This window comes from Comamonas composti DSM 21721, from assembly GCF_000429845.1.
GTDB lineage: Bacteria > Pseudomonadota > Gammaproteobacteria > Burkholderiales > Burkholderiaceae_C > Comamonas > Comamonas composti.
On sequence record NZ_AUCQ01000006.1, the window covers coordinates 33,865 to 52,993 of the forward strand.

Consider the following 19,129-nt stretch of genomic DNA (forward strand, 5'->3'; position numbering starts at 1 on the left):
CACCGCCTTCCTTAGCCATGTCCCGCCAGCCGCCAAAACAGCCCACCCTGGCCGCAATTTATTGTGGACAGCCTCCTCTGCTGCCCATGGCCAGCCCAGATGCACTGCAGTTTTTATATTTTTTTCATAGCTGTCAGCGCCCTCTGCTCAATGATTTCAGCATTGTTCAATATTGAAATCGTTGATGAGCAAGCGCAAGCAGCTATGGTTTATGCTGAATCGGCTGGTCATGCGCCATGGCTCACAAGGCGCCCACCGGCCCTATGGCCAGCTCCTGCCCACCCCACCAACGGGTCAGCGTGCGCACCTCCAGATGCAGCAGGCTGCCCAGGGCCAGCATCACCCGGGGCACATCGTCCAGCGGGTAGGTGCCGGACACCTGCAGCGCCGCCACGGCCGGGTGGCAGACCAGGGTGGCGGTGCTGGCCGGCTGCAAGGCCTGCAGCACGGCATCCAGCTGCATGCCGCGCGCCACCAGCATGCCGTCCACCCAGGCGGCGCTCTCTTCCCGCGCAGGCGCTGGCGCTTGCACCTGGCGGGCATGCAGCCAGGCCTGCTGGCCAGCCTGCAGCACCAGGGAGCCGTCAGCGGCAAGCCGGGGCGCCAGCTGCACCGCACCTTCGTAGACGGCCACCAGGCTGCGGCCATCCTCTTCGCTGCGTACGGTAAAGCGCGTGCCCAGGGGCCGCATCTCGCCCGCCGTGGTCTGCACCACCAGCGGCCGCGCGGGTTCCAGGGTGTCCGGCGCAGAGGTGATATAGACCTCGCCCGCGCGCAGCAGCAGCCGGCGTTCGCTGCGGTCATAGGCCACATCCAGCGCACTGCCGCCTTGCAGCACCAGTTGCGTGCCGTCGTCCAGGGTCAGGCGCCGGCGTTCACCGCGCGGCGTGCGCACATCGGCCACCCAATTGCGCCAGGAGTTGCGCCAGGGCGTTTGCGTTTCCAGCTGCCAGGCCACTCCGCCGCCAAACACCAGCAACACCAGCGCCTGCACCGTGCGACGCCGGCGCGCTGCAGGCCTCGGCGCCAGTGCCTGCTGGGCCAGTCCCTGGTGGGGTGCAGCCACCGCCGCCAGACGCTGCTGCATGGCCTCTACACGCTGCCAGGCCTGCGCATGCAAAGGGCTTTGTCCCCGCCAGACCTGCCACTGCTGCTGCAGGGCGATGCTGTCTGGTGTTTCCTGCAGCTGCAGCCACCACTCCACGGCCTGCCGGGCAATGTCCTGCGGCACAGCCTGCAGGCCCGCTGGGGCGCTCATGTGGGTTCCGCGGCGACGGCGGCCATGCAGTGCATGCCGGCCTGGACCAGATAGCGTTTGACCGTGGTCAGCGACAGGCCCAGGGTGGTGGCGATGTCGGCCTGCTTCATGCCGTCGAGCTGGGCCAGCAAAAAGGCACGGCGCACGGGCGCCGGCAGGCCGTCGAGCATGCGGTCTATGGCATCCAGCGCCTCCAGCAGCAGGGCGCGCTCCTCGGGCGAAGGCGCCATGGCCTGCGGCATCTGTGCCAGCGCCTCCAGATAGGCCCTCTCCAGCTTCTGGCGGCGGTAGTGGTTGGCCAGCACGCGCTGGGCCACCGTGGTCAAAAAGGCCCGGGGCTCCCGTGCCTGCACCGGCTCCTCGCGCGCCAGCAGGCGCACAAAGGTGTCATGCGCCAGATCGGCCGCCTGATGCACATCGCCCAGTTTTTTGCGCAACCAGGTTTGCAACCAGCCATGGTGGTCGGTGTAGAGGGTGGCGACTTCGCGGTGCAAAAGGCTGGAGGGAGAGGTCATGGTGGCACGGCCGGGCGCGGAGATAAACAAGAATGATTCTTGTTTGATTGTATCTATGAACACCCACCGTAGCTCGGTACTCAGTCGGCCTAAAACTTCATCCCCAAAGACAAGCGCAGATTGCGGGCCTCGCCGTAATAGGACGAGGTAGCAATCGCCTGGTATTTCTTGTCAAACACGTTGTAGAGGTTGGCCGACAGCGTGAGTTGCTGGGTCAGCGGTATCTGCAGCATCAGATCGACCACGGCATAGCTTTTTTGCTCGGCACGGCTCACCCCCGGCAAATTCAAGAAGCTGTAATCGCTCCAGGTACCGCTTTGCCAGCGCCAGCCGCCTCCCACCGTCATGCCTCGGCCCAGGCCTGCCATGCGGTAAGTGCTGAATAACTTGAAGGTGTTGCGCGGAATTTCAGGCATCAAGCGCTGCTGCTGCGCGTCGCGCGCCAGATTGCGTGCAAAGCCGGCGTAGAGATTCCAGCTCGGCGTCAGCGCACCATTGGCCTCCAGCTCAAAGCCCCGCGTTTCTGCACCTTTGACGGCGCGGTGGGCCTGGTTGCCATCGGGGGCATAGCTGCCAGGAATGGCCTGGGCCACATTGTCTTGCAGCAAGCGGTAGGCGGCAGCGCTGAGCTGCATCCGGCCCTCCAGCAGCTCGCCCTTGACACCCAGCTCATAGCTGCGGCCGAGCACCGGCGCCAAGGTGCGACCATGCACGTCCACCTGGTTTTGCGCCTGGAAGATGTCGGTGTAGCTGCCATACAGCGACCAATCCCGCGCTACATCCAGCACCACACCCGCATAGGGGGTGAGTCTGCCGTTCTCACGCATGTGGCTGTCGCTGCGCGCACCACTGGCGTAGTCGGTGTAGTACTCGCTGCGTTTCCAGTTGGTGAGCCGCGCGCCCACAATCACGGAAAGCGCATCACTGGGTCGCAAGCGTACCGAGCCATAGGCACTGCTGCTGCGCTCGCGGGCGCCGGCATCGCCCAGGGCCGGGTTATGCGGCTTGCCCGGAGTATTGCCGTCCCAGGTAAAGATGTTGTCTATGGTGCTGTCCCAGCCCGGGAAAGACCAGCGCCCATGGGACTGACTGTCATTGCGCGTGCGCGCAAAGCTGGCACCAAAGGCCGCCTCATGCTGGCGCCCCAGCAGGCTGAAGGGCCCCGAGGCGGTTAAGTCCAGCGTATCCTGCACAGGCCTGCCCGTCCACCAGGCAGCCCACAGACCCACGCCGCCGCCGGTAGCGCGGTCCACCGGCTGTTCATTGGTCCAGCCCGGAATTTCGTCATAGCTGATGCGGTCGCGGGTGTAGGCCGCCTTCAGCCGCCAACCGCTGTCCAACTGGTGTTCCAGCGAAGCAAAAGCGCTGCGGTAATCGCGCCGGGTCGAAGCCCAGCGCGCACCCGACGATGCCGAACGACTCCAGTCGATGTGCGTGCCATCGGTGTAGAACAGCGGCCGGCCCGCACGGCCTATGCCGGTAGCATCGTAGTTCTGGGCAGCAAATCCCACGGTGGCCAGTGTGGTGGATGTCAGATCCATTTCGACCACGCCATAGAGCGAGCTGGTCTTGTCTTCTTCGTAATCAACCTTGGAGTGGCGTTTTTGCGTCACGGCCACCACCCGCCCACGCACGGAGCCGGAGGCATTCAGCGGTGAGGACAGGTCGACCTCGCCACGGGAAAAATCCCAGGACCCTGCCGTGAGCTTGGCACTGCCCTGGAAATCGGCCGTGGGCCGCTTGCGCACCAGGTTGATGGTGGCGCCAGGTGTGCCCGCCCCGCTCATCAACCCCGAGGCACCGCGCACAATTTCTGCACGGTCGTACATGGCCATATCACTGGTCTGGAAAATACCGGTGTAGTCGCTGAACAGGCGGTTGACGCCATCGACCTGGAAGTTCTTGACCTGAAAACCGCGGGCATAAAAGTAATTGGTGTCGCCCCCTGTGGGGCCGTATTGCGCGTAGGTCAACCCCGTGGTCTGCCGGACAATGTCTTCCTGCAGCACGATGCCCTGGTCGTCCATGCGCTGGCGTGTGAATACCGTGACCGACTGCGGCGTCTCGCGTAGCGACAGACCCAGGCCTGTAGCCGTAGCCGATTCACGGGCTGTATAAGCCCCTGTGCCTTCTGTTACGGCGCTGCGCTCGGCTGCGGCCGTAACGCGCACCTCGGCCATGGTCGCTCCCGCTGCCGCAGGCCGCCCCACTTCCGGCATGACCCGCAGCACATAACTGCCTGGGCCCGCAGCCTCGGCCTGCAGCGCAGAGCCAGCCAGTAATTTGGCCAGTGCCTGCTCCACGGCGTAGCTGCCGTTCAGACCAGCCGTGTGCTTGCCCTTCACCAGAGCGGGAGACGCACTGATGCTAATACCCGCATCAGCCGCAAACGCTGTCAGCGCCGCCCCCAGCGGGCCGGCAGGAATGCGAAAGTCCAGGCTGCTGGCCGCATCTGCGGCCTGTGTCGAGGGTTGTGCCTGTGCAGCCTGCGGTGCGGCGACCACCAGGGCCAAGGCGATGAGCACGGCCTGGGCCGTGGCCGTATGCCGCAGTGCCTGCAGACAGACCGATGCAGGCCGGGCCGCAGGAAATTTGGACTGAGAAAGCATAGGTGTTCCTAGAGGAAAGTGCGATGGGAAAAGCAAAGAAAAAGAGCGCTCCATCGAACAGGACACACCGGTTTCACAAAAGGGGCCAAGCCTGGCTCCATCAGGGGAAAAAATCAGGCCGCAGGCAGCAAGGTGACCCAGTAGCGCGTGCGGTAGAGCAGGCGCAGGGGCAGCAGGTGCAGCAGGTTGTGCAGCACGGCATCGGTATCCGCCAGCTGGAAGGCGCCCGTGATGCGCAGGCCGGCCACGGCGGGGTCACAGCGCAGCAGGCCGGGGCGGTAGCGGCCCAGCTCGGCCACAAAATCGTCCAATCGCATATCGTCCACGGCCAGCACACCGCGCGCCCACTGGCCGGCGTTGCTGGCTGCGGCTTGCACCGCTTCGACATGCTCGCTGCCAAAAACCGCCTGCTCACCGGCCTGCAGCCGCTGCGCCGTGTGGCCATGGCGCGGGGTCAGCTCCACCGCGCCCTGCAGCACGGCCACCTGGCTGCGATCACCCTCGGTGCGCACGCTAAAGCGCGTGCCTATGGCCCGCACACTGCCCTGGGGTGTGCGCACCACCAGGGGCCGGTGCTCGGGCTGTGGGTCGGGCGCTGTTTCTACCCAAACTGCCCCGGAGCGCAGATGGATAGTGCGCTGGTAGCTATCAAATTCAATATGAACCACACTGGCCGTGTCCAGCGTCATGCGGCTGCCATCGGCCAAGGTCCAGCTGCGCCATTCACCCGTGGCCGTGGCATGGCTGGCCGACCAGCGCTGCCAGGGCTCCACCTGCCAGGCCAGCCAGCCCGCAGGCGCGGCCACCATCAACACCGCCAGTGCGCGGGCCGCATCGCGGCGCGCCAGGCGCTGGGGCCGGCGCAGGCTGGCACTGCCCAGTGCGGGCGGCACGCCAGCGGCGCGCAGGCTCACGGCCTGGGCGCGCTGCCAGGCCTGCTCATGCTCGGGCGCCCTGGCACGCCAGGCCGCACAGGCCTGGTGGTCGGCGTCCGTGGCCGCATCTTCTTGCAGCCGCACAAACCACTCGGCAGCCTGCAGGGCCACGGCACGCGTCAGCGCCGGCGGCGCCTCGGCCACTGGAGCGGCGCTGCTCATGGCGCCAGCAAAATGCATTCGGCCATGGCCTGGGCCATATAGCGCTTGACGGAACGCAGGCCCATGCCCAGTTCCTCGGCAATGGCTGCATAGGTCAGCCCGTCGACCTGGGACAGCACAAACACCGCCCTCACCTTGGGTGGCAGGCCGTCCAGCATGGCGTCCAGCTCCTGCAGGGCCTGCAAAATCAGCAGCTGCTGCTCGGGCGAAGGCGCCTGGGCTTCGGGCAAGGCGGCCAGGGCCGCCAGATAGGTCTGTTCCAGCGACTGGCGACGCAAATGGTTCAGCAGCAGCCGCTTTGCCACCGTGGCCAGATAGGCGCGCGGCTCACGCAGCGGCGCGGCCTGCAGCCCGGACTGGCCTGCCGGCGTGGTCAGCAGGCGCACAAAGGTGTCCTGGGCCAGATCGGCCGCCTCCCAGGCATTGCCCAGACGCCGGCGCAGCCAGCCCTGCAGCCAGCCGTGGTGTTCGGTGTAGAGGGTGGTGACTTCGCGGTGCAAAAGACTGGGGGAAGAGGTCATGGCGAGAGCCCGGGTGTATTGCAGGCCCGGGCACCGCAATCAAACAAGAATCATTCTTATTGGATTGTAGCCATTCTCCAGCCTTGCAGCTGCTGCCATGGCGGCGATCTCAGAGCGTGTTCAGGTTCTCAGAACCGGTAGCGTGCACTCAGCAGCACATTGCGCGGCGCGCCGAAGTGGTTGTTGTCCTGCGTGCTCCCCAGAGCCTGGTAGTAGTACTTGTCCGTGATGTTGTACACATTCAGCCGCAGATCCAGTTGCGGGCTGAGCTGGTAGCCCAGCATCAGGTCCGCCACGGTATAGCCGCCCTGGCGCACCGGGTAGGAGGGAGTGCGGGTGGCGCTGCGTGTACGCAGCGAAGCCCCCACGGTCCAGCGGCTCCACTCGCCAGGCAGCTGATAGCGGGTCGAGAGCTTGAAGAGGTGGCGCGGCGTCAGCGTGTCATAGGGCGTTCCGGCCTTGGCTGCGTCCGAATCCTGCACATGCTCGGCCTTGTTGTAGGTATAGCCGGCCATGAGCTGCAGCCCGGGGGCGATTTGGCCGGCCAGCTCCAGCTCCAGCCCCCGGCTGCGTACCTCGCCTGTCTGGGCATAGCAGGCCGGCACCGTGGGGTCGCAGGCACTTTGCGGCAGCTGCAGTGGCAGGTTTTGCTGGTTGACCTGGAAAACCGCAGCACTGGCCTGCAGCCGCTGGTTGAAATACTCGCCCTTGATACCGACTTCCAGATTGCGGCCGGTCACCGGCTCCAGCAATGCGCCCCGGGGGCCTTGGTAGTTCTGTGGCTGGAACACGCTGGTCCAGCTGGCATAGAGGGAATGGTGCTTATCCAGGGTGTAGACCAGGCCGGCATAGGGGGTGAACCGGTCATGCACCTTGTAGGGCGTGCTTTCGCTCCAGGCCCCGGACACGGTCAGCATGTCGTAGGAGTAGGAGTCCAGCCTCGCTCCCAGCAGCACGGTCAGCGGGTCCGAGACACTCAGGCGCAGCGTGCCATAGGCACCGGCCTGGCGCTGGTGCCCCCGCCTCGACCACAGCAGATTGAACGCAGGCTTGGCCACGGCGCTGGAGTCCCATTGCAGAGGGTCAATCACCGGCGCATAGTCGGCCGGCCAGCCTCCTGGGCCATCGTCATCGCTGCTCTGCCGAATGCCCGCCCCCACCACCAGCTCATGGGTGCGCCCCCATGCCTGCCAAGGCCCTTGGGCAAAGGCATCAAGGCTGTATTGGGTCTTCTGGTAGGCATAGGCGCCAGCACCCTGGCCAAAGGACTCGGAGTTTTCCAGGGGGTACAGGTAGGTGCCCAGCATGTCCATCTTGGTGCGCAGCACACGGGCGGTGATCTGGCCTTTCCAGCCATTGGAAAAACCATGCTCCAGCTCGGCAAACAGGCTGGCGTTCTCCTTGTTCCAGTAGGCCCAGTCGGGCGTCATGCGTGCCGAGCGGGGAAAGGGGTAGAAGCTGCCATCGCGCCGCGTGGGCAGGCCGTTCCAGTCGGCACCCGGGCTGTCTTCCCGGTTGTAGTAACCGCCCACGCTGAGCAGGGTGTGCGGTGCGATGTCGGCCTCCAACGTGCCATAGACCAGTTGGCGCTCATGGCGGTAGGCTTTTTTGAAGGTATCGGCATCCTGCAACGCGACCACACCCCGGCCACGCAGCGTGCCGGCCGCATTCAGCGGCCCTGCGGCATCGACTTCGCCACGCCAGTTGTTCCAGGAGCCCACGCTGCCCGTCAGCGTGAGCTGGGGGGTGGCCGTGGGGCGTTTGCGCACCAGGTTGATGGTGCCCGAGGGGTTGCCCGTGCCCGTCATCAAACCGGCGGCACCGCGCAGCACCTCCACACGGTCATACATGGCCATGGTGGCCAGGCCCTGGGTGTCGTAGTCAAAGGCCAGGGGCACACCATCGGCCAGAAAGTTGTTGACCTCAAATCCACGCATGAAGAACTGGGTGCGCTCGCCGCCGCCAATCTGGCGGGTGCTCAGGCCCGTGGCATCCAGCGCCACCTCATCCAGGGTCTGAAAGCCCCGGTCATCGATCTGTTCGCGCGTGATCACGCTGATGGACTGCGGCGTCTCGCGCTGCGACAACGCAAACCGTGTGGCCGTGCTGCTGGGGCCTGCTGCCACATAAGCGCCCGAGCCCTCCGTCACGCTGCTGCGCTGCGCTTCGGCCGTCACCCTGACCTCGCCCAGCATGGCGCCCTGCCCTGCCGCAGCGCCCGGCACCACCACCGGCATGGCCCGCAGGGTATAGACGCCGCCACTGCCCGCCACGGCCTCCAGCCCCGTGCCAGCCAGCAGGCCGGCAAAGCCCTCGCGCAGGCCATAGCGGCCCTGCAGGCCGGGCGAGGTCTTGCCCTGCACCAGAGCCGGCGGCATGGTGATGCTGATGCCCGCACGCACGGCGAAAGCGGCCAAGGTTTCATCCAGTGCGCCCGGGGCAATCTGGTAGCTCTGCGTGGCCTCGGACTGCGCTGCGGCAGATACGGCCAAGCCCTGGGCCTGGCCGGTGCCCGCCGTGCAGGCCATGGCAATCAAGGCGCAACGTGCCGCCAGCGCCAGGGCGTGGTGTGGGCTTGCGGGATGGAGATGAAAAAACGGGCGTGCCATGAACTGTCGGGCTCCTGAAGCTGTGTTGTGCAAAGTTCTCCTAGGCTTCACACGCCAGATCTGGAAAAGGGACAGCTGGTTAGAAAAAATGCAGCGCCTCTGCGTTCAGCGACGCCTGGAATCAAGCGCTGTGCTTGGCGGGAAGGCCCCTCACCCCCACCCTCTCCCCGAAGGGGCGAGGGAGTAAAACCAGGGGCAAGAGAGCAAGGCAGGGCACACAAAACTGGCGCGGCCCAGGCCAGCAGACAGCGAGCAAGGGCCGCCCCGCAGCGAGGCTGTCGTCCCCCTGCCCGCATCGCTTGCGATGCGAGAGCGGGGGGAAGGCGCACAGCGCCTCAGGGGGGTGTCACCAGAGTTATCCAGTAGCGTGTGCGATAGCGCACGGCCACGGGCAGCACCTGGGGCAGGCTTTCCAGCACGGCTGTGGTGTCGCCCTGCAGCTGAAAAGTACCCGAGATGCGCAGTTCGGCCACGGCAGGGTCGCAGTGCAGCACGCCAGGGCGGTAGCGGCCCAGCTCGGCCGCAAAGTCCGCCAGCCGCATATTGCGCACCTGGAGCACGCCATGGGCCCAGCCATCCGCATCGGGCGTCACCGGCTGCGCTGCGGCAAGGCTCTGCGCCGTCATGCGGGTTTGCTGGCCGGCTTGCAGCACCAGCACCAGCTCGGGCGCCGCACGCGGGCGCAGTTCCACCGCACCGTCGAGCACGGCTACGCGTGTGGTGTCGCCATCCTGGCGCACGGTAAAACGCGTGCCCAGGGCACGCATGCGCCCCTGGGCCGTGGCCACCACCAGGGGGCGCGGCGGGAGCTGGGCATCGGCGGCGGTTTCTATATGAATCGCCCCGTGAAGCAGATGCAGCAAGCGCAGATCGCTATCAAATTTGATATTCACGGCACTGGCCGTGTCCAGCTGCAGCCGGCTGCCGTCGGCCAGTTGCAGCGTGCGGCGCTCGCCCGTGGCGGTATGCAGATCGGCCAGCAGGTCGGCAGCACCACCATGGCGCCAAGCCAGCCAGCCCGTGGGCGCAGCCACCAGCAGCAGGGCCAAGGCCTTGACGGCGCGGCGCCTTTGCACAGTCTGCACGGCAGAGCGGTTCAACACCGGCAGCGCCAGCTTGGGCGGCAAGCGGCCCAAGCTCTGGCCCACGCGCTCGGCGCGCTCCCAGGCTGCAGCATGCGCGGGATGGGCCGCATGCCAGTGCTGCCAGCGTTGCCGGTCCTGGCCGCTGGCAGCGCCGGACTGCAGCAGAAAAAACCACTCCGCCGCCTGCAGCGCCACCTGCTCGCTGATGGCCGCCGGGGCCACGCTCTGCACCCCGCTCATGGCAGCAGCAGAATGCAGCGCGCCATGGCCTGGGCCATATAGCGCTTGACGGTGCGCTCGCTCAGGCCCAGGCGGGTGGCAATCTCGGCATAGCCCAGGCCCTCGAGCTGGGCCAGCAAAAAGGCGGCACGCACCGGCGGTTTGAGGCCGTCCAGCATGGCGTCCACCTGCTGCAGCGTCTCCAGGATGATGGCCTGGTCTTCAGGTGATGGCGCCATCGGCTCGGGCAGCTGGGCCAGGGCCTCCAGATAGGCCTGCTCCAGCGAGCGGCGCCGGTACAGATTGGCCAGCAGGCGCTTGGCAATCAGCGTCAGATAGGCACGCGGCTCGCGCAGTTGCCAGCCGCCCTGCTTCTCGGGCGTGGCATCGGGTGCATCGAGCAGGCGCACAAAAGTGTCCTGCGCCAGGTCGGCTGCATCGCCGGCATGGCCCAGCCTGCGGCGCAGCCAGCCCTGCAACCAGCCATGGTGGTCGGTGTACAGAGCGGCAATATGGTGATGGTCAGGGCTGTGCGCGGCAGACATGGCGTCCCGGTTCCTTGGCGGGACGGCAGCCCCAATCAAACAAGAATCATTCCTATTTGATTGTAGCAACAGACTTTTTCTTTCCGCCTAAGCCTCTAGGTTTGCCCCCACGGCGCGCCCTGCAGATGCCAAGATTCAGAACTGGTACTTCAGATTCAGCATGGCATTGCGTGTGCTCGCGTAGTAGCCGGTATAGAAGGTCTGGTCAAAGCCCTGCAGGTACTTCTTGTTGAAGACATTGTTGAGGTGCAAGGTGGCCGACCACTGCTTGCTGAAGTCATAGCGCGCCATCAGATGGGCCACCACATAGGACTTCTGCTGCGCCGTGACGGTTTTACCCAACTGCCATGGCGTGGCACTGAAATAGGTGCGGCTCTGCCAGTTCAGGCCGCCCCCCACGGTCAAGCCACTCCATGCACCCGAGAGTCGGTAGCTGCTCCACACACGTGCCATCTGCCGAGGGAACACCGTGTTGATGCGCGTGCCATCGGCATCGTGCGTGGTGCTGTAGTTGTAGCTGGCCCCCAGTTGCCAATGCTGGCTCAACTCGCCGTTGATTTCCACATCCAGCCCGCGCGTCTTGGCACCGTCCACGGCGCGGTAGGCCGGCTCGTTGCGCGTGTTGGGCACGGTGTGGCCGGCATCTATCTCGGCCAGGTTGTTCTGGCGAATCTCATACAGCGCAACAGCCGTTTGCACGCGCCCACCCAGCAAGCTGCTCTTGAGCCCGATCTCGTAGTTCTGACCTTCCCGCGGGTCCAGCACATCGCCTGTGCGGTCGCGCATGCTCTGCGGCTTGAAGATGCTGGTGTAGCTGGCGTAGACAGCGTGCGCATCATTCAGGTCATAGACAATGCCGGCGTAGGGGGTCAGCACGCTGCTTTCATTGCGGCTGGTGACCTTGTTCAGATTCGGAATATCCGGGTAGAGCGAGGTCAGCCGATAGGCGTAATGGCTGAGGCGTGCGCCCAGAATCACGGCCAGGTCATCCCGGGGCTTGAGGCGCAAAGCACCATAGGCTCCATACTGCTTTTGCCAACCGTTGTAGTCCATGAACTTGGTACCGTCGGCCACGGGCCGTTCGGTCCAGTTGTTCCAGCGGTAAAGATTGATGGTCCGACCCTCGATTTCATCCTCGGTGTTCAACGCCTGGTGCAGGTTTTCAAACTGCGACCAGTTAAAGCCCACGACAGCTTCATGCTGGCGCCCCCACAAAGTCCACGGACCTTGTGCGTGCACATCAAAGCCTGTCTGCTTTTGCTGGGCCTTGGCCATGCCGCCATACAGCTGCACATCCCCCACGGCCTTGTCCGGAAAGCCCCAGCTCGCATCCGCAGAGCTGCTTTTGCGATGGCCGCGCATATGGTTTCCGGAGAGCTTCAGCATCCAGTCGTTGGGCAGCCGGTGTTCCAAAGCTGCAAAGGTGTTGGTGGCCGTGATGCGGTTGGTATTCCAGCGCGCTCCGGCATTGGCCGAAGCCGCAAAGTCGGTTTGTTCGCCATTGCTGTAGAACAGCGGCAGACCCGATCCCGTTCCCCCACGCGGCGCATTGCGCTGGGTGTCCAGCCCCAGGGTCAGCGTGGTTTCCGGACCAAGATCGGCCTCCAGCACACCGTACAACACAGACTTGTTGACCCGCGAGAAATCGACATGCGTACCGCCCGACTCATGGGCTCCCACCAAGCGCCCACGCAGGCTGCCGCTTTGGTTCAAGGGCGTCGACACATCCAGCTCGATCCGGCGACGGTCCCAGGAGCCCACGCCTGCGCTCGCATGCCCCTGAAAATTCCGTGTGGGCTTTTTGCGGACCAGGTTGATGGTGCCCGAGGGGTCACCTGCGCCCACCAGCAAGCCGGCCGCTCCACGCAACACCTCGACCCGGTCGTAGATGGCCATATCGGCTTCGCTTTGCGGAATGTTCTGCGAGACAAAGTCAATCGCGGTGACGATGCCGTCCAACTGGTAGTTGTCTATCGTGTAGCCACGCGAATAAATGGAAAACCGGCTGCTGCCGACGTTCTGCACTGACAGGCCCGGTGTTTGTTCCAGCACAGCGGCCACGGTGTCGAGCTTCTGGTCATCCATGCGCTGTCGGGTCATGACACTCACGGTCTGAGGTGTTTCCTTCAGGGTCATGTTCAGGCGCGTCGCGGTGGCAGAAGGCCCTGCTGCGGCATACGACCCCGTCCCCTCGCTGACAGCACTGCGCTCCGCCTGGGCCGTCACCTGCACCTCGGCCAGCGCGGCGGCACTGGCATCGGCGCTCTGGGCCCTGGCCGACCGGCGCAGCACAAAGGCCTGCTCCCCCACCTGGGTCACCGCCAGCCCCGAGCCTTGCAACAGCTGGGCAAACCCGTCCAGCAGGCCATAGCGGCCATGCAGCCCCGGGGTCTGGCGGCCTTCGGTCAGCGCCGGATCGGCCGACAAGGTGATTCCGGACTGGCCGGCAAAGTGCGACAGCGCAGCCCCCAGGGCTCCGGCAGCAATGTCGTAGCCACGTGTGGCAGCCCCCGCCTGGGCGGTGGAGGCCGGTACCGTGGACTGGGCCCAGACCGGAGTGGCAGCCAGTGCGGAGAGCACGGCTGCCTGCACCGTGGTGCGGCGCATGCGCGCAAGGGCCGAAGCGCTGGAGTGGCCCGCAAACAGGGATGGCATAGGGAGAGCAACCTTTCGTCAAAGAGGCAGCTGCGTCAGGCAGCAGCTGCTGTCCTGTGTATGACCGGTGACTTTCCAAAAGGGGACATGGGGTGCGCCATCGCTCCAGTCCACGGCGCCGGCCTGTGTGCCCAGCGCGTATTGCAGGGCTCAGCGTGCCTGTGCAGAGAGCGTCACCCACCAGCGCGTGCGCATGTCCACACGCACCGGCAGCGAAGCGGCCAGGGCCGTCAACGCAGCATCGGTATCCGCCAGCTGAAAAGCGCCGCTGACGGGCAGATGGGCCACCGCCGGATCGCAACGCAGCAGCCCACGGCGGTAGCGCGCCAGCTCGGCGGTGAACTGTCCCAGGGGCATCTTGTCGGCATAGAGCACGCCCTCGGTCCAGCCCTCGGCCAGCGGCTCACGCCCGGCAATGGCGCCGACCTCGTCCACGGTGGTGCTGGCCTGCTCGCCGGCGGCGATGCGCACCGGCCTGCCGCCATGCGCCGGGCGCAGCTCCACCGCTCCCTGGCTCACGGCCACCTGTGTGCGCTGCTCCGCCGTGCGCACGGTGAAACGGGTGCCCAGGGCCAGCGCCGATCCCTGCGGGGTCTGCACCTGAAAAGGCCGGCCCGCAGCGTCGGGCGCCGTCTGCACCCACAGCGCACCGCTGTGCAGCACGATGCGGCGGCTGTCGGCGCTGTAGGCAATGTCCACGGCGCTGGCCGTGTCCAGGCGCAGACGCCCGCCATCGGGCAGGGTCAGCTCGCGCTGCTCGCCCGTGGCAGTGCGCACATCGGCCGTCCAATCCTGCCAGGGCGCCTGCCGCCAGGCCACCACGGCGGCAGGCCCGGCCACGATGGCCAGGGCCAGCATGCGCGCAGCGGCACGGCGCTGGGCCCGGCCGGCCTGGCCGGACAGGCGCAGCGCCGTGGCACCGGCCGGCCCCAGAGGGCCGGGCACCATGGCCGGGGCATTGCTGCGGGCTGTGGTGTTGGAGGCGCTGCCGTGGCCGAGTTGCTGCAACACCTGCTCGGCTCGCTGCCAGGCGGCTTCATGCCGGGGGTCGGCCGCACGCCAGCAGCACAGTGCCTGCTGCTGCGCGGCATCGGGCGTCTCGGTCTGCAGGCGCACCAGCCACTGCGCGGCCTCGCGGGCGGCGCGTGGGTCAATGCCCGGTGCGGGCGTGGAACGGCTCATAGCCCTGGTCCAATGGAGCGCTTCATGCGCCGTCCACCAGCAAAATGCATTGCTCGAAAGCCTGGGCCATATAGCGCTTGATGGTGCGGTCGGTCACGCCCAGCCGCTCCGCCACCTGGACATAGCTCAGGCCATCGAGCTGGGAGAGCAAAAAGGCTTCGCGCACCTTGGGCGGCAGGCCATCGAGCATGGCATCGATCTGGTGCAGGGTTTCCAGAATCAGCAGGCGCTGCTCAGGGGACGGGGCCAGAGGCTCGGGCACCAGGGCCATGGCCTCCAGCCAGGCCCGCTCCAGCGACTGGCGCTGCACATGGTTGATCAGCAGATTGCGCGCCACCGTGGTCAGGTAGGCGCGCGGCTCGCGCAGGGCCACGGCGCGCTGCGGTGCCTGGGTGCTCATCAGGCGCACAAAAGTGTCCTGCGCCAGATCGGCCGCATGGTCGGCCCCGCTGAGCTTGCGGCGCAGCCACCCCAGCAACCAGGAATGGTGGGCGGTGTAGAGGGCGGCGACTTCGGCGTGAAGAGGGCTGGGTGCGGTGGGCATGGCGAGTCCCGATTCCTTTGCAGGACAGGCTGCCCACAATAAAACAAGAATCATTCTTATTCAATTGTATCCATGCCCACACGCTCTACCGCGTTCAGAAGCGGTAGCGTGCCGTCAGCACCACATTGCGCGGGTCGCCAAAGAAGTTGGGCCCGTTGTCCGCACCGATGCCCGAGTAGTAGCGACGGTCGAACAGGTTGTTGACGTTCAGGCTCAGGTCCAGCTGGCGGCTGAAGGCATAGCTCGCATGCAGGCCCGCCAGGGCGTAGCCGCCCTGGTGCACGCCCCAGGTGCTGTAGATCTCATTCTGCAGGTGCAGCGAGCCGCCCAGCTTCCAGCGGTAGAGCGCGCCCGGCAGCTGGTAGATGGTGGCCAGCTTGAACAGGTGGCGCGGCATGTTGGTGGCATAACGCGAGCCCACGGAGTAGCTGCCCGTGGGATCGTAGCCCGAGGCGGCGGCCACACGTTTGGCCGAGGCATAGGTGTAGCTGGCCGCCATCTGCCAGCCACGCGCCAGCTCGCCCGCGACCTCGAATTCCACACCGCGGCTGCGCACCTTGCCGGCCGACTGGTAGCAGTTGCTGATGCCCATGGCGCAGGCCGAGGACGGCAAGGCGTCGGGCAGGTTTTCCAGGTCGATCTGGAACACGGCGGCGCTGGCGTTCAGGCGGCCGTCCAGGTACTCGCCCTTGATACCCAACTCCAGGTTGCGGCCCTGCTCGGGCGCCAGCGTGCCACCATCGGCCGTGTTGTAGCTTTGTGGGTTGAAGATGCGTGTCCAGCTGCCATAGACCGCATAGGTGCGGTCCAGCTCATGGACCAGGCCGGCATAGGGCGTGAACTTGTGCTCGGCCTTCTGGTGGGTCTCGCCATAGGGAGTGGCGCCGTCGTACTGCACCTGGTTGCGTTCGTACCAGTCCAGGCGCGAGCCCAGCACCAGCTTGGTCGCGTCGGTCACAGCCAGGCGGGTCATGCCGTAGAGGCTGGTCTGCTCCATGTCGGCCTTGCGCCGCCACAGGCCGTATGCCCCCACCGTGGGCACAGGCACGCTGCGCGGGTCCCAGTTCAAGGGGTTAAAGCTGGCCAGGGTGAAGCTGCCGTCGATGGTGGCGCCACCGCCCACATCGTCCCAGCGGCTGCGGCGGTGGCTGGCGCCCACCACCAGGTCATGGCTGCGGCCCCAGGCACTGAACGGGCCCGAAAGCTGGGCATCGATGCTGCGCTGCGTACGCTCGTAGTCGTAGCCACCACCGCCCAGGCTGAACACGGGCTGGCCGCTGGCATCCATGGTGGCCGAACGCAGGTAGGTGCCCAGCATGTGCATTTCGCTGTCGATGGCCGAGGCCGCCAGCCTGGCCTTCCAGCCGTTGCCCAGGCGGTGCTCCACATCCGCAAACACCGTGGTGCTTTGCTTGTCCCAGAAGGACCAACTGGGGCTCATGCGGGTGGAGCGGCGGATGGGCAGAAAGCTGCCGTCGGGCATGGTGCCCAGGCCGTTCCAGTCCACGCCGGGGTTGTCCTCCTTACTGTACGAGGCGCCGAAGGTGACCGTGGTGGACGGGGACAGGTCGGCCTCCAGGATGCCGTAGGCCAGGCTGCGCTTGTTCTGGTAGTCGTCAATGAAGGAGTGCTTGTCCTGGCGACTGACCACGGCGCGCCCGCGCAGCGTGCCGGACTCGTTCAGCGCCCCGCCCAGGTCCACCGAGCCCGTGTAGTCGTCCCAACTGCCGGCGCTGAGCGTGGCCGTGCCCTGGAATTCGCGTGTGGGGCGCTTGCGCACCAGGTTGATGGAACCGCCGGGTGTGCCCGCGCCTTCGCTCAGACCGGCCGCGCCGCGCATGACTTCCAGACGGTCGTACATGGACAGGGCACCCGTGGACAGGGCCGCCTCCTCGTACTCGATGGGCAGGCCGTCGACCATGAGGTTGTTGATCTGGAAACCGCGCGAAGAGAAACGGTAGCGCTCGCCGCCCCATTTACTGACCGTGAGTCCGGGCACGGCCTGCACGGCATCGGCCAGCGACACCAGGCCGCGGTCCTCAATCTGCTGGCGCGTGAGCACGGACACGGCCTGGGGCGTCTCGCGTGGCGACAGGGCCAGGGGCGTGGCCGTGCTCATGCTGGAGCTGGTGTAGCTGCCCGTGCCTTCGGTGGTGCCGGCGCGTTCGGCCGTGGCCGTCACACGCACCTCATTCAGGGTGGCCGTGCCGGGGGCGCTGGTCACCGTCGGCAGCTTGCGCAGCGTGAGGCTGCCGTCGCTGCGCGTCACCAGGCCCAAGCCGCTGCCGGCCAGCAGGCGCTGCAGCGCCTCGTGCGCTGTGAAGCTGCCCGCCACGGCGGGGCTGTGCAGGCCCTGGGTCAGCGCGGGGTCGAAGGACAGGGCCATGCCCGCACCGGCGGCCACTTCGGCCAGGCCCAGGCCCAGCGGGCCGGCGGCGATGCGGTAGCTCTGGACAGCCTGGCTGGCTGCGGGCGCCTGCACGGCGGCATCGGAGGCCGCATGGGCCGTGCCAGCAGCCAGGGCCATGCCCAGCAGGCTCAGGCGGACAGCAGCCGCCACGGGGTGGTAAACAGGGCGCGGAGCCGAGGAAGAAGACATGGGAAACAGTCCTTGCGCAAAAGCCATATGAAAGGGTTCACAGGCTTTGCCAAGCGAGAGTGCAAAAGGTCTCAGCTGCGGTGCAATTTTTTTTCAGCTGCGCGGCATTCACCGGGCCAGCAGCGTGACCCAGTGGCCACGCCAGCGGCGTGCCACCTGCAAGGGGTAGGTGGACTCCAGCATGGCCAGGGCCTGGTCGGTATCGGTCAGCGGGTAGGCCCCCGAGATGCGCAGCTGCGCCAGCTCGGGCGCGCATTGCAAGAAACCGGAGCGGTAGCGCGACAGTGCGGCGCAGACCGCCTGCAGCGGCATGGCGTCGGCCACCAGCATGCCTTGGACCCAGGCCTGCTGGGCAGCCGATACGGGCTGCGGCGCCTCCAGGCCTTGCGCCGTCAGCACGGTTTGCTGCCCGGCCTGCACCACCATGGAGGGGGCCAGGGCCTGGCTGGGCGTGACCTCTACCGCCCCCTCGGTCACGGCCAGGTGCACGGCCGCATCGCTGCAGCGCACCGTAAAACGCGTGCCCAGGGCACGCAGCTGCCCCAGCACGGTGTGCACGGCAAAGGGCCGCTGCGCGCCACTGGGGTCGGCCGCCGTTTGGATAGAAATCGCCCCCTTGCGCAGATAGATCAAGCGCTGGCTGCTATCAAAAACAATGTCTACCGCCGTGGCCGTGTCCAGCAGCAGGCGGCTGCCATCGGCCAGGGTGAGGCGGCGCTGCTCGCCGATGGCGGTACGCGCATCGGCCGTCCAGCCCTGCTGCTGCACCAGGCTCCAGCCCAGCCAGCCTGCGGGGGCCACGGCCAGCAAGGCGGCCAGCTTGGCCACCACGGCACGGCGCTGGCGGTGGTCATGGCGCAGCGGCCTGTCCAGGGCCGGCATGGCCAGGGCGGCGGGCAGGCCGCCCAGCTTGCCCATCAGCAACTCGGCCCTGGCCCAGGCCTGCTGGTGGGCAGCGCTGCTCTGGCGCCAGCGCTCGAAGTCAGCGTGCTCGGCAGGGCTGAGTGCACCACCATGCATGCGCACCAACCAGTCGGCAGCCTCGTCCAGCAGGCTCTCTGCCAGGGCCTTTGGCGCCACAGTGCTCATGCCGTCAACGCCAGGCATTGGCGAAAGGCCTGGGCCATATAGCGTTTCACACTGCTCAGCGACACGCCCAGCTGCTGGGCAATGTCTTCGTACTTCATGCCGTCGAGTTGCGAGAGCAAAAAAGTCCGCCGCACCAGGGGCGGCAGCGCATCCAGCATGGCGTCGATCTCGTTGAGCGTCTCCAGCACCAGGGCGCGTTGCTCGGGCGAAGGCGCCTCAGGCTCGGGCAGCAGGGCCAGCGCCTCCAGATAGGCCTGCTCCAGCGCCTGGCGCCGGTACCAGTTGACCAGCACGCCCTTGGCCACCGTGGTCAGATAGGCACGCGGGGTCTGGATGGCGCCCACATCGCGCGCCCGCAGAATGCGCACAAAAGTGTCTTGCGCCAGATCGGCCGCATCGCAGCTATTGCCCAGGCGCCGGCGCAGCCAGCCCTGCAGCCAGCCGTGGTGCTCCACATAGAGGGTGGCGACTTCGCCATGCGTGGCGCAGGAGGAAGGGTTCATGGCGGATGCCCGGTTGCTTTGGCGGAGCCTGGCATCCGCAATCAAACAAGAATCATTACTATTTATGGATTCTAGCCTGGGCAGGCCCTGGGCTATCAT

At 66.4% G+C, this 19,129-nt stretch carries 14 protein-coding genes; all 14 read right to left on the reverse strand.

What is annotated here, in order from left to right; genetic code table 11:
* Window positions 1–241: 241 nt before the first annotated feature.
* Window positions 242–1,258, reverse strand: a complete 1,017-nt coding sequence (locus G486_RS0105170; RefSeq protein WP_156919899.1) for a FecR domain-containing protein — start codon at window positions 1,256–1,258, stop codon at window positions 242–244.
* Window positions 1,255–1,773, reverse strand: a complete 519-nt coding sequence (locus G486_RS0105175; protein ID WP_027014576.1) for a sigma-70 family RNA polymerase sigma factor — start codon at window positions 1,771–1,773, stop codon at window positions 1,255–1,257. The genes G486_RS0105170 and G486_RS0105175 overlap by 4 nt, the downstream gene beginning before the upstream one ends.
* Window positions 1,774–1,862: 89 nt before the next feature.
* The gene (locus G486_RS21585; RefSeq protein WP_245587247.1) at window positions 1,863–4,382 is read right to left on the reverse strand and encodes a TonB-dependent siderophore receptor; all 2,520 of its coding nucleotides are present in this window, start codon (window positions 4,380–4,382) and stop codon (window positions 1,863–1,865) included.
* Window positions 4,383–4,495: 113 nt separating this feature from the next.
* Window positions 4,496–5,479 (reverse strand): FecR domain-containing protein, encoded by a 984-nt coding sequence (locus G486_RS0105185; RefSeq protein WP_027014577.1) that lies wholly within the window; start codon window positions 5,477–5,479, stop codon window positions 4,496–4,498.
* Window positions 5,476–6,000 (reverse strand): sigma-70 family RNA polymerase sigma factor, encoded by a 525-nt coding sequence (locus G486_RS0105190; RefSeq protein WP_027014578.1) that lies wholly within the window; start codon window positions 5,998–6,000, stop codon window positions 5,476–5,478. Before G486_RS0105190 ends, G486_RS0105185 begins: the two co-directional genes overlap by 4 nt.
* Window positions 6,001–6,128: 128 nt before the next feature.
* Window positions 6,129–8,609, reverse strand: coding sequence for a TonB-dependent siderophore receptor (locus G486_RS0105195; RefSeq protein WP_027014579.1), 2,481 nt, complete (start codon window positions 8,607–8,609; stop codon window positions 6,129–6,131).
* Window positions 8,610–8,944: 335 nt separating this feature from the next.
* On the reverse strand, window positions 8,945–9,934 hold the full coding sequence (locus G486_RS0105200) for a FecR domain-containing protein (RefSeq protein ID WP_027014580.1): 990 nt from the start codon (window positions 9,932–9,934) through the stop codon (window positions 8,945–8,947).
* Window positions 9,931–10,458 carry a sigma-70 family RNA polymerase sigma factor gene (locus G486_RS0105205; protein WP_027014581.1) on the reverse strand — a complete coding sequence of 176 codons (528 nt, stop codon included), beginning with the start codon at window positions 10,456–10,458 and terminating at the stop codon, window positions 9,931–9,933. The genes G486_RS0105200 and G486_RS0105205 overlap by 4 nt, the downstream gene beginning before the upstream one ends.
* A gap of 135 nt (window positions 10,459–10,593) precedes the next feature.
* On the reverse strand, window positions 10,594–13,113 hold the full coding sequence (locus tag G486_RS0105210) for a TonB-dependent siderophore receptor (RefSeq protein ID WP_027014582.1): 2,520 nt from the start codon (window positions 13,111–13,113) through the stop codon (window positions 10,594–10,596).
* 150 nt (window positions 13,114–13,263) lie between these two features.
* On the reverse strand, window positions 13,264–14,295 hold the full coding sequence (locus tag G486_RS0105215; protein WP_027014583.1) for a FecR domain-containing protein: 1,032 nt from the start codon (window positions 14,293–14,295) through the stop codon (window positions 13,264–13,266).
* A gap of 22 nt (window positions 14,296–14,317) precedes the next feature.
* Window positions 14,318–14,839, reverse strand: coding sequence for a sigma-70 family RNA polymerase sigma factor (locus tag G486_RS0105220; RefSeq protein ID WP_027014584.1), 522 nt, complete (start codon window positions 14,837–14,839; stop codon window positions 14,318–14,320).
* 94 nt (window positions 14,840–14,933) lie between these two features.
* Window positions 14,934–17,438, reverse strand: a complete 2,505-nt coding sequence (locus G486_RS0105225) for a TonB-dependent siderophore receptor (protein ID WP_027014585.1) — start codon at window positions 17,436–17,438, stop codon at window positions 14,934–14,936.
* Between the two features lie 108 nt (window positions 17,439–17,546).
* The gene (locus tag G486_RS0105230; protein WP_245587248.1) at window positions 17,547–18,527 is read right to left on the reverse strand and encodes a FecR domain-containing protein; all 981 of its coding nucleotides are present in this window, start codon (window positions 18,525–18,527) and stop codon (window positions 17,547–17,549) included.
* Window positions 18,524–19,030 carry a sigma-70 family RNA polymerase sigma factor gene (locus G486_RS0105235; RefSeq protein WP_027014587.1) on the reverse strand — a complete coding sequence of 169 codons (507 nt, stop codon included), beginning with the start codon at window positions 19,028–19,030 and terminating at the stop codon, window positions 18,524–18,526. The genes G486_RS0105230 and G486_RS0105235 overlap by 4 nt, the downstream gene beginning before the upstream one ends.
* Between the last annotated feature and the right edge of the window lie 99 nt (window positions 19,031–19,129).

What these genes read in the sequence shown, in the direction of transcription:
- G486_RS21585 (WP_245587247.1), bottom strand. Translation starts at nt 4,382, where the DNA reads ATGCTTTCTCAGTCCAAATTTCCTGCGGCCCGGCCTGCATCGGTCTGT.
- G486_RS0105230 (WP_245587248.1), bottom strand. Translation starts at nt 18,527, where the DNA reads ATGAGCACTGTGGCGCCAAAGGCCCTGGCAGAGAGCCTGCTGGACGAG.
- G486_RS0105200 (WP_027014580.1), bottom strand. Translation starts at nt 9,934, where the DNA reads ATGAGCGGGGTGCAGAGCGTGGCCCCGGCGGCCATCAGCGAGCAGGTG.
- G486_RS0105235 (WP_027014587.1), bottom strand. Translation starts at nt 19,030, where the DNA reads ATGAACCCTTCCTCCTGCGCCACGCATGGCGAAGTCGCCACCCTCTAT.
- G486_RS0105215 (WP_027014583.1), bottom strand. Translation starts at nt 14,295, where the DNA reads ATGAGCCGTTCCACGCCCGCACCGGGCATTGACCCACGCGCCGCCCGC.
- G486_RS0105185 (WP_027014577.1), bottom strand. Translation starts at nt 5,479, where the DNA reads ATGAGCAGCGCCGCTCCAGTGGCCGAGGCGCCGCCGGCGCTGACGCGT.
- G486_RS0105220 (WP_027014584.1), bottom strand. Translation starts at nt 14,839, where the DNA reads ATGCCCACCGCACCCAGCCCTCTTCACGCCGAAGTCGCCGCCCTCTAC.
- G486_RS0105205 (WP_027014581.1), bottom strand. Translation starts at nt 10,458, where the DNA reads ATGTCTGCCGCGCACAGCCCTGACCATCACCATATTGCCGCTCTGTAC.
- G486_RS0105175 (WP_027014576.1), bottom strand. Translation starts at nt 1,773, where the DNA reads ATGACCTCTCCCTCCAGCCTTTTGCACCGCGAAGTCGCCACCCTCTAC.
- G486_RS0105195 (WP_027014579.1), bottom strand. Translation starts at nt 8,609, where the DNA reads ATGGCACGCCCGTTTTTTCATCTCCATCCCGCAAGCCCACACCACGCC.
- G486_RS0105225 (WP_027014585.1), bottom strand. Translation starts at nt 17,438, where the DNA reads ATGTCTTCTTCCTCGGCTCCGCGCCCTGTTTACCACCCCGTGGCGGCT.
- G486_RS0105210 (WP_027014582.1), bottom strand. Translation starts at nt 13,113, where the DNA reads ATGCCATCCCTGTTTGCGGGCCACTCCAGCGCTTCGGCCCTTGCGCGC.
- G486_RS0105170 (WP_156919899.1), bottom strand. Translation starts at nt 1,258, where the DNA reads ATGAGCGCCCCAGCGGGCCTGCAGGCTGTGCCGCAGGACATTGCCCGG.
- G486_RS0105190 (WP_027014578.1), bottom strand. Translation starts at nt 6,000, where the DNA reads ATGACCTCTTCCCCCAGTCTTTTGCACCGCGAAGTCACCACCCTCTAC.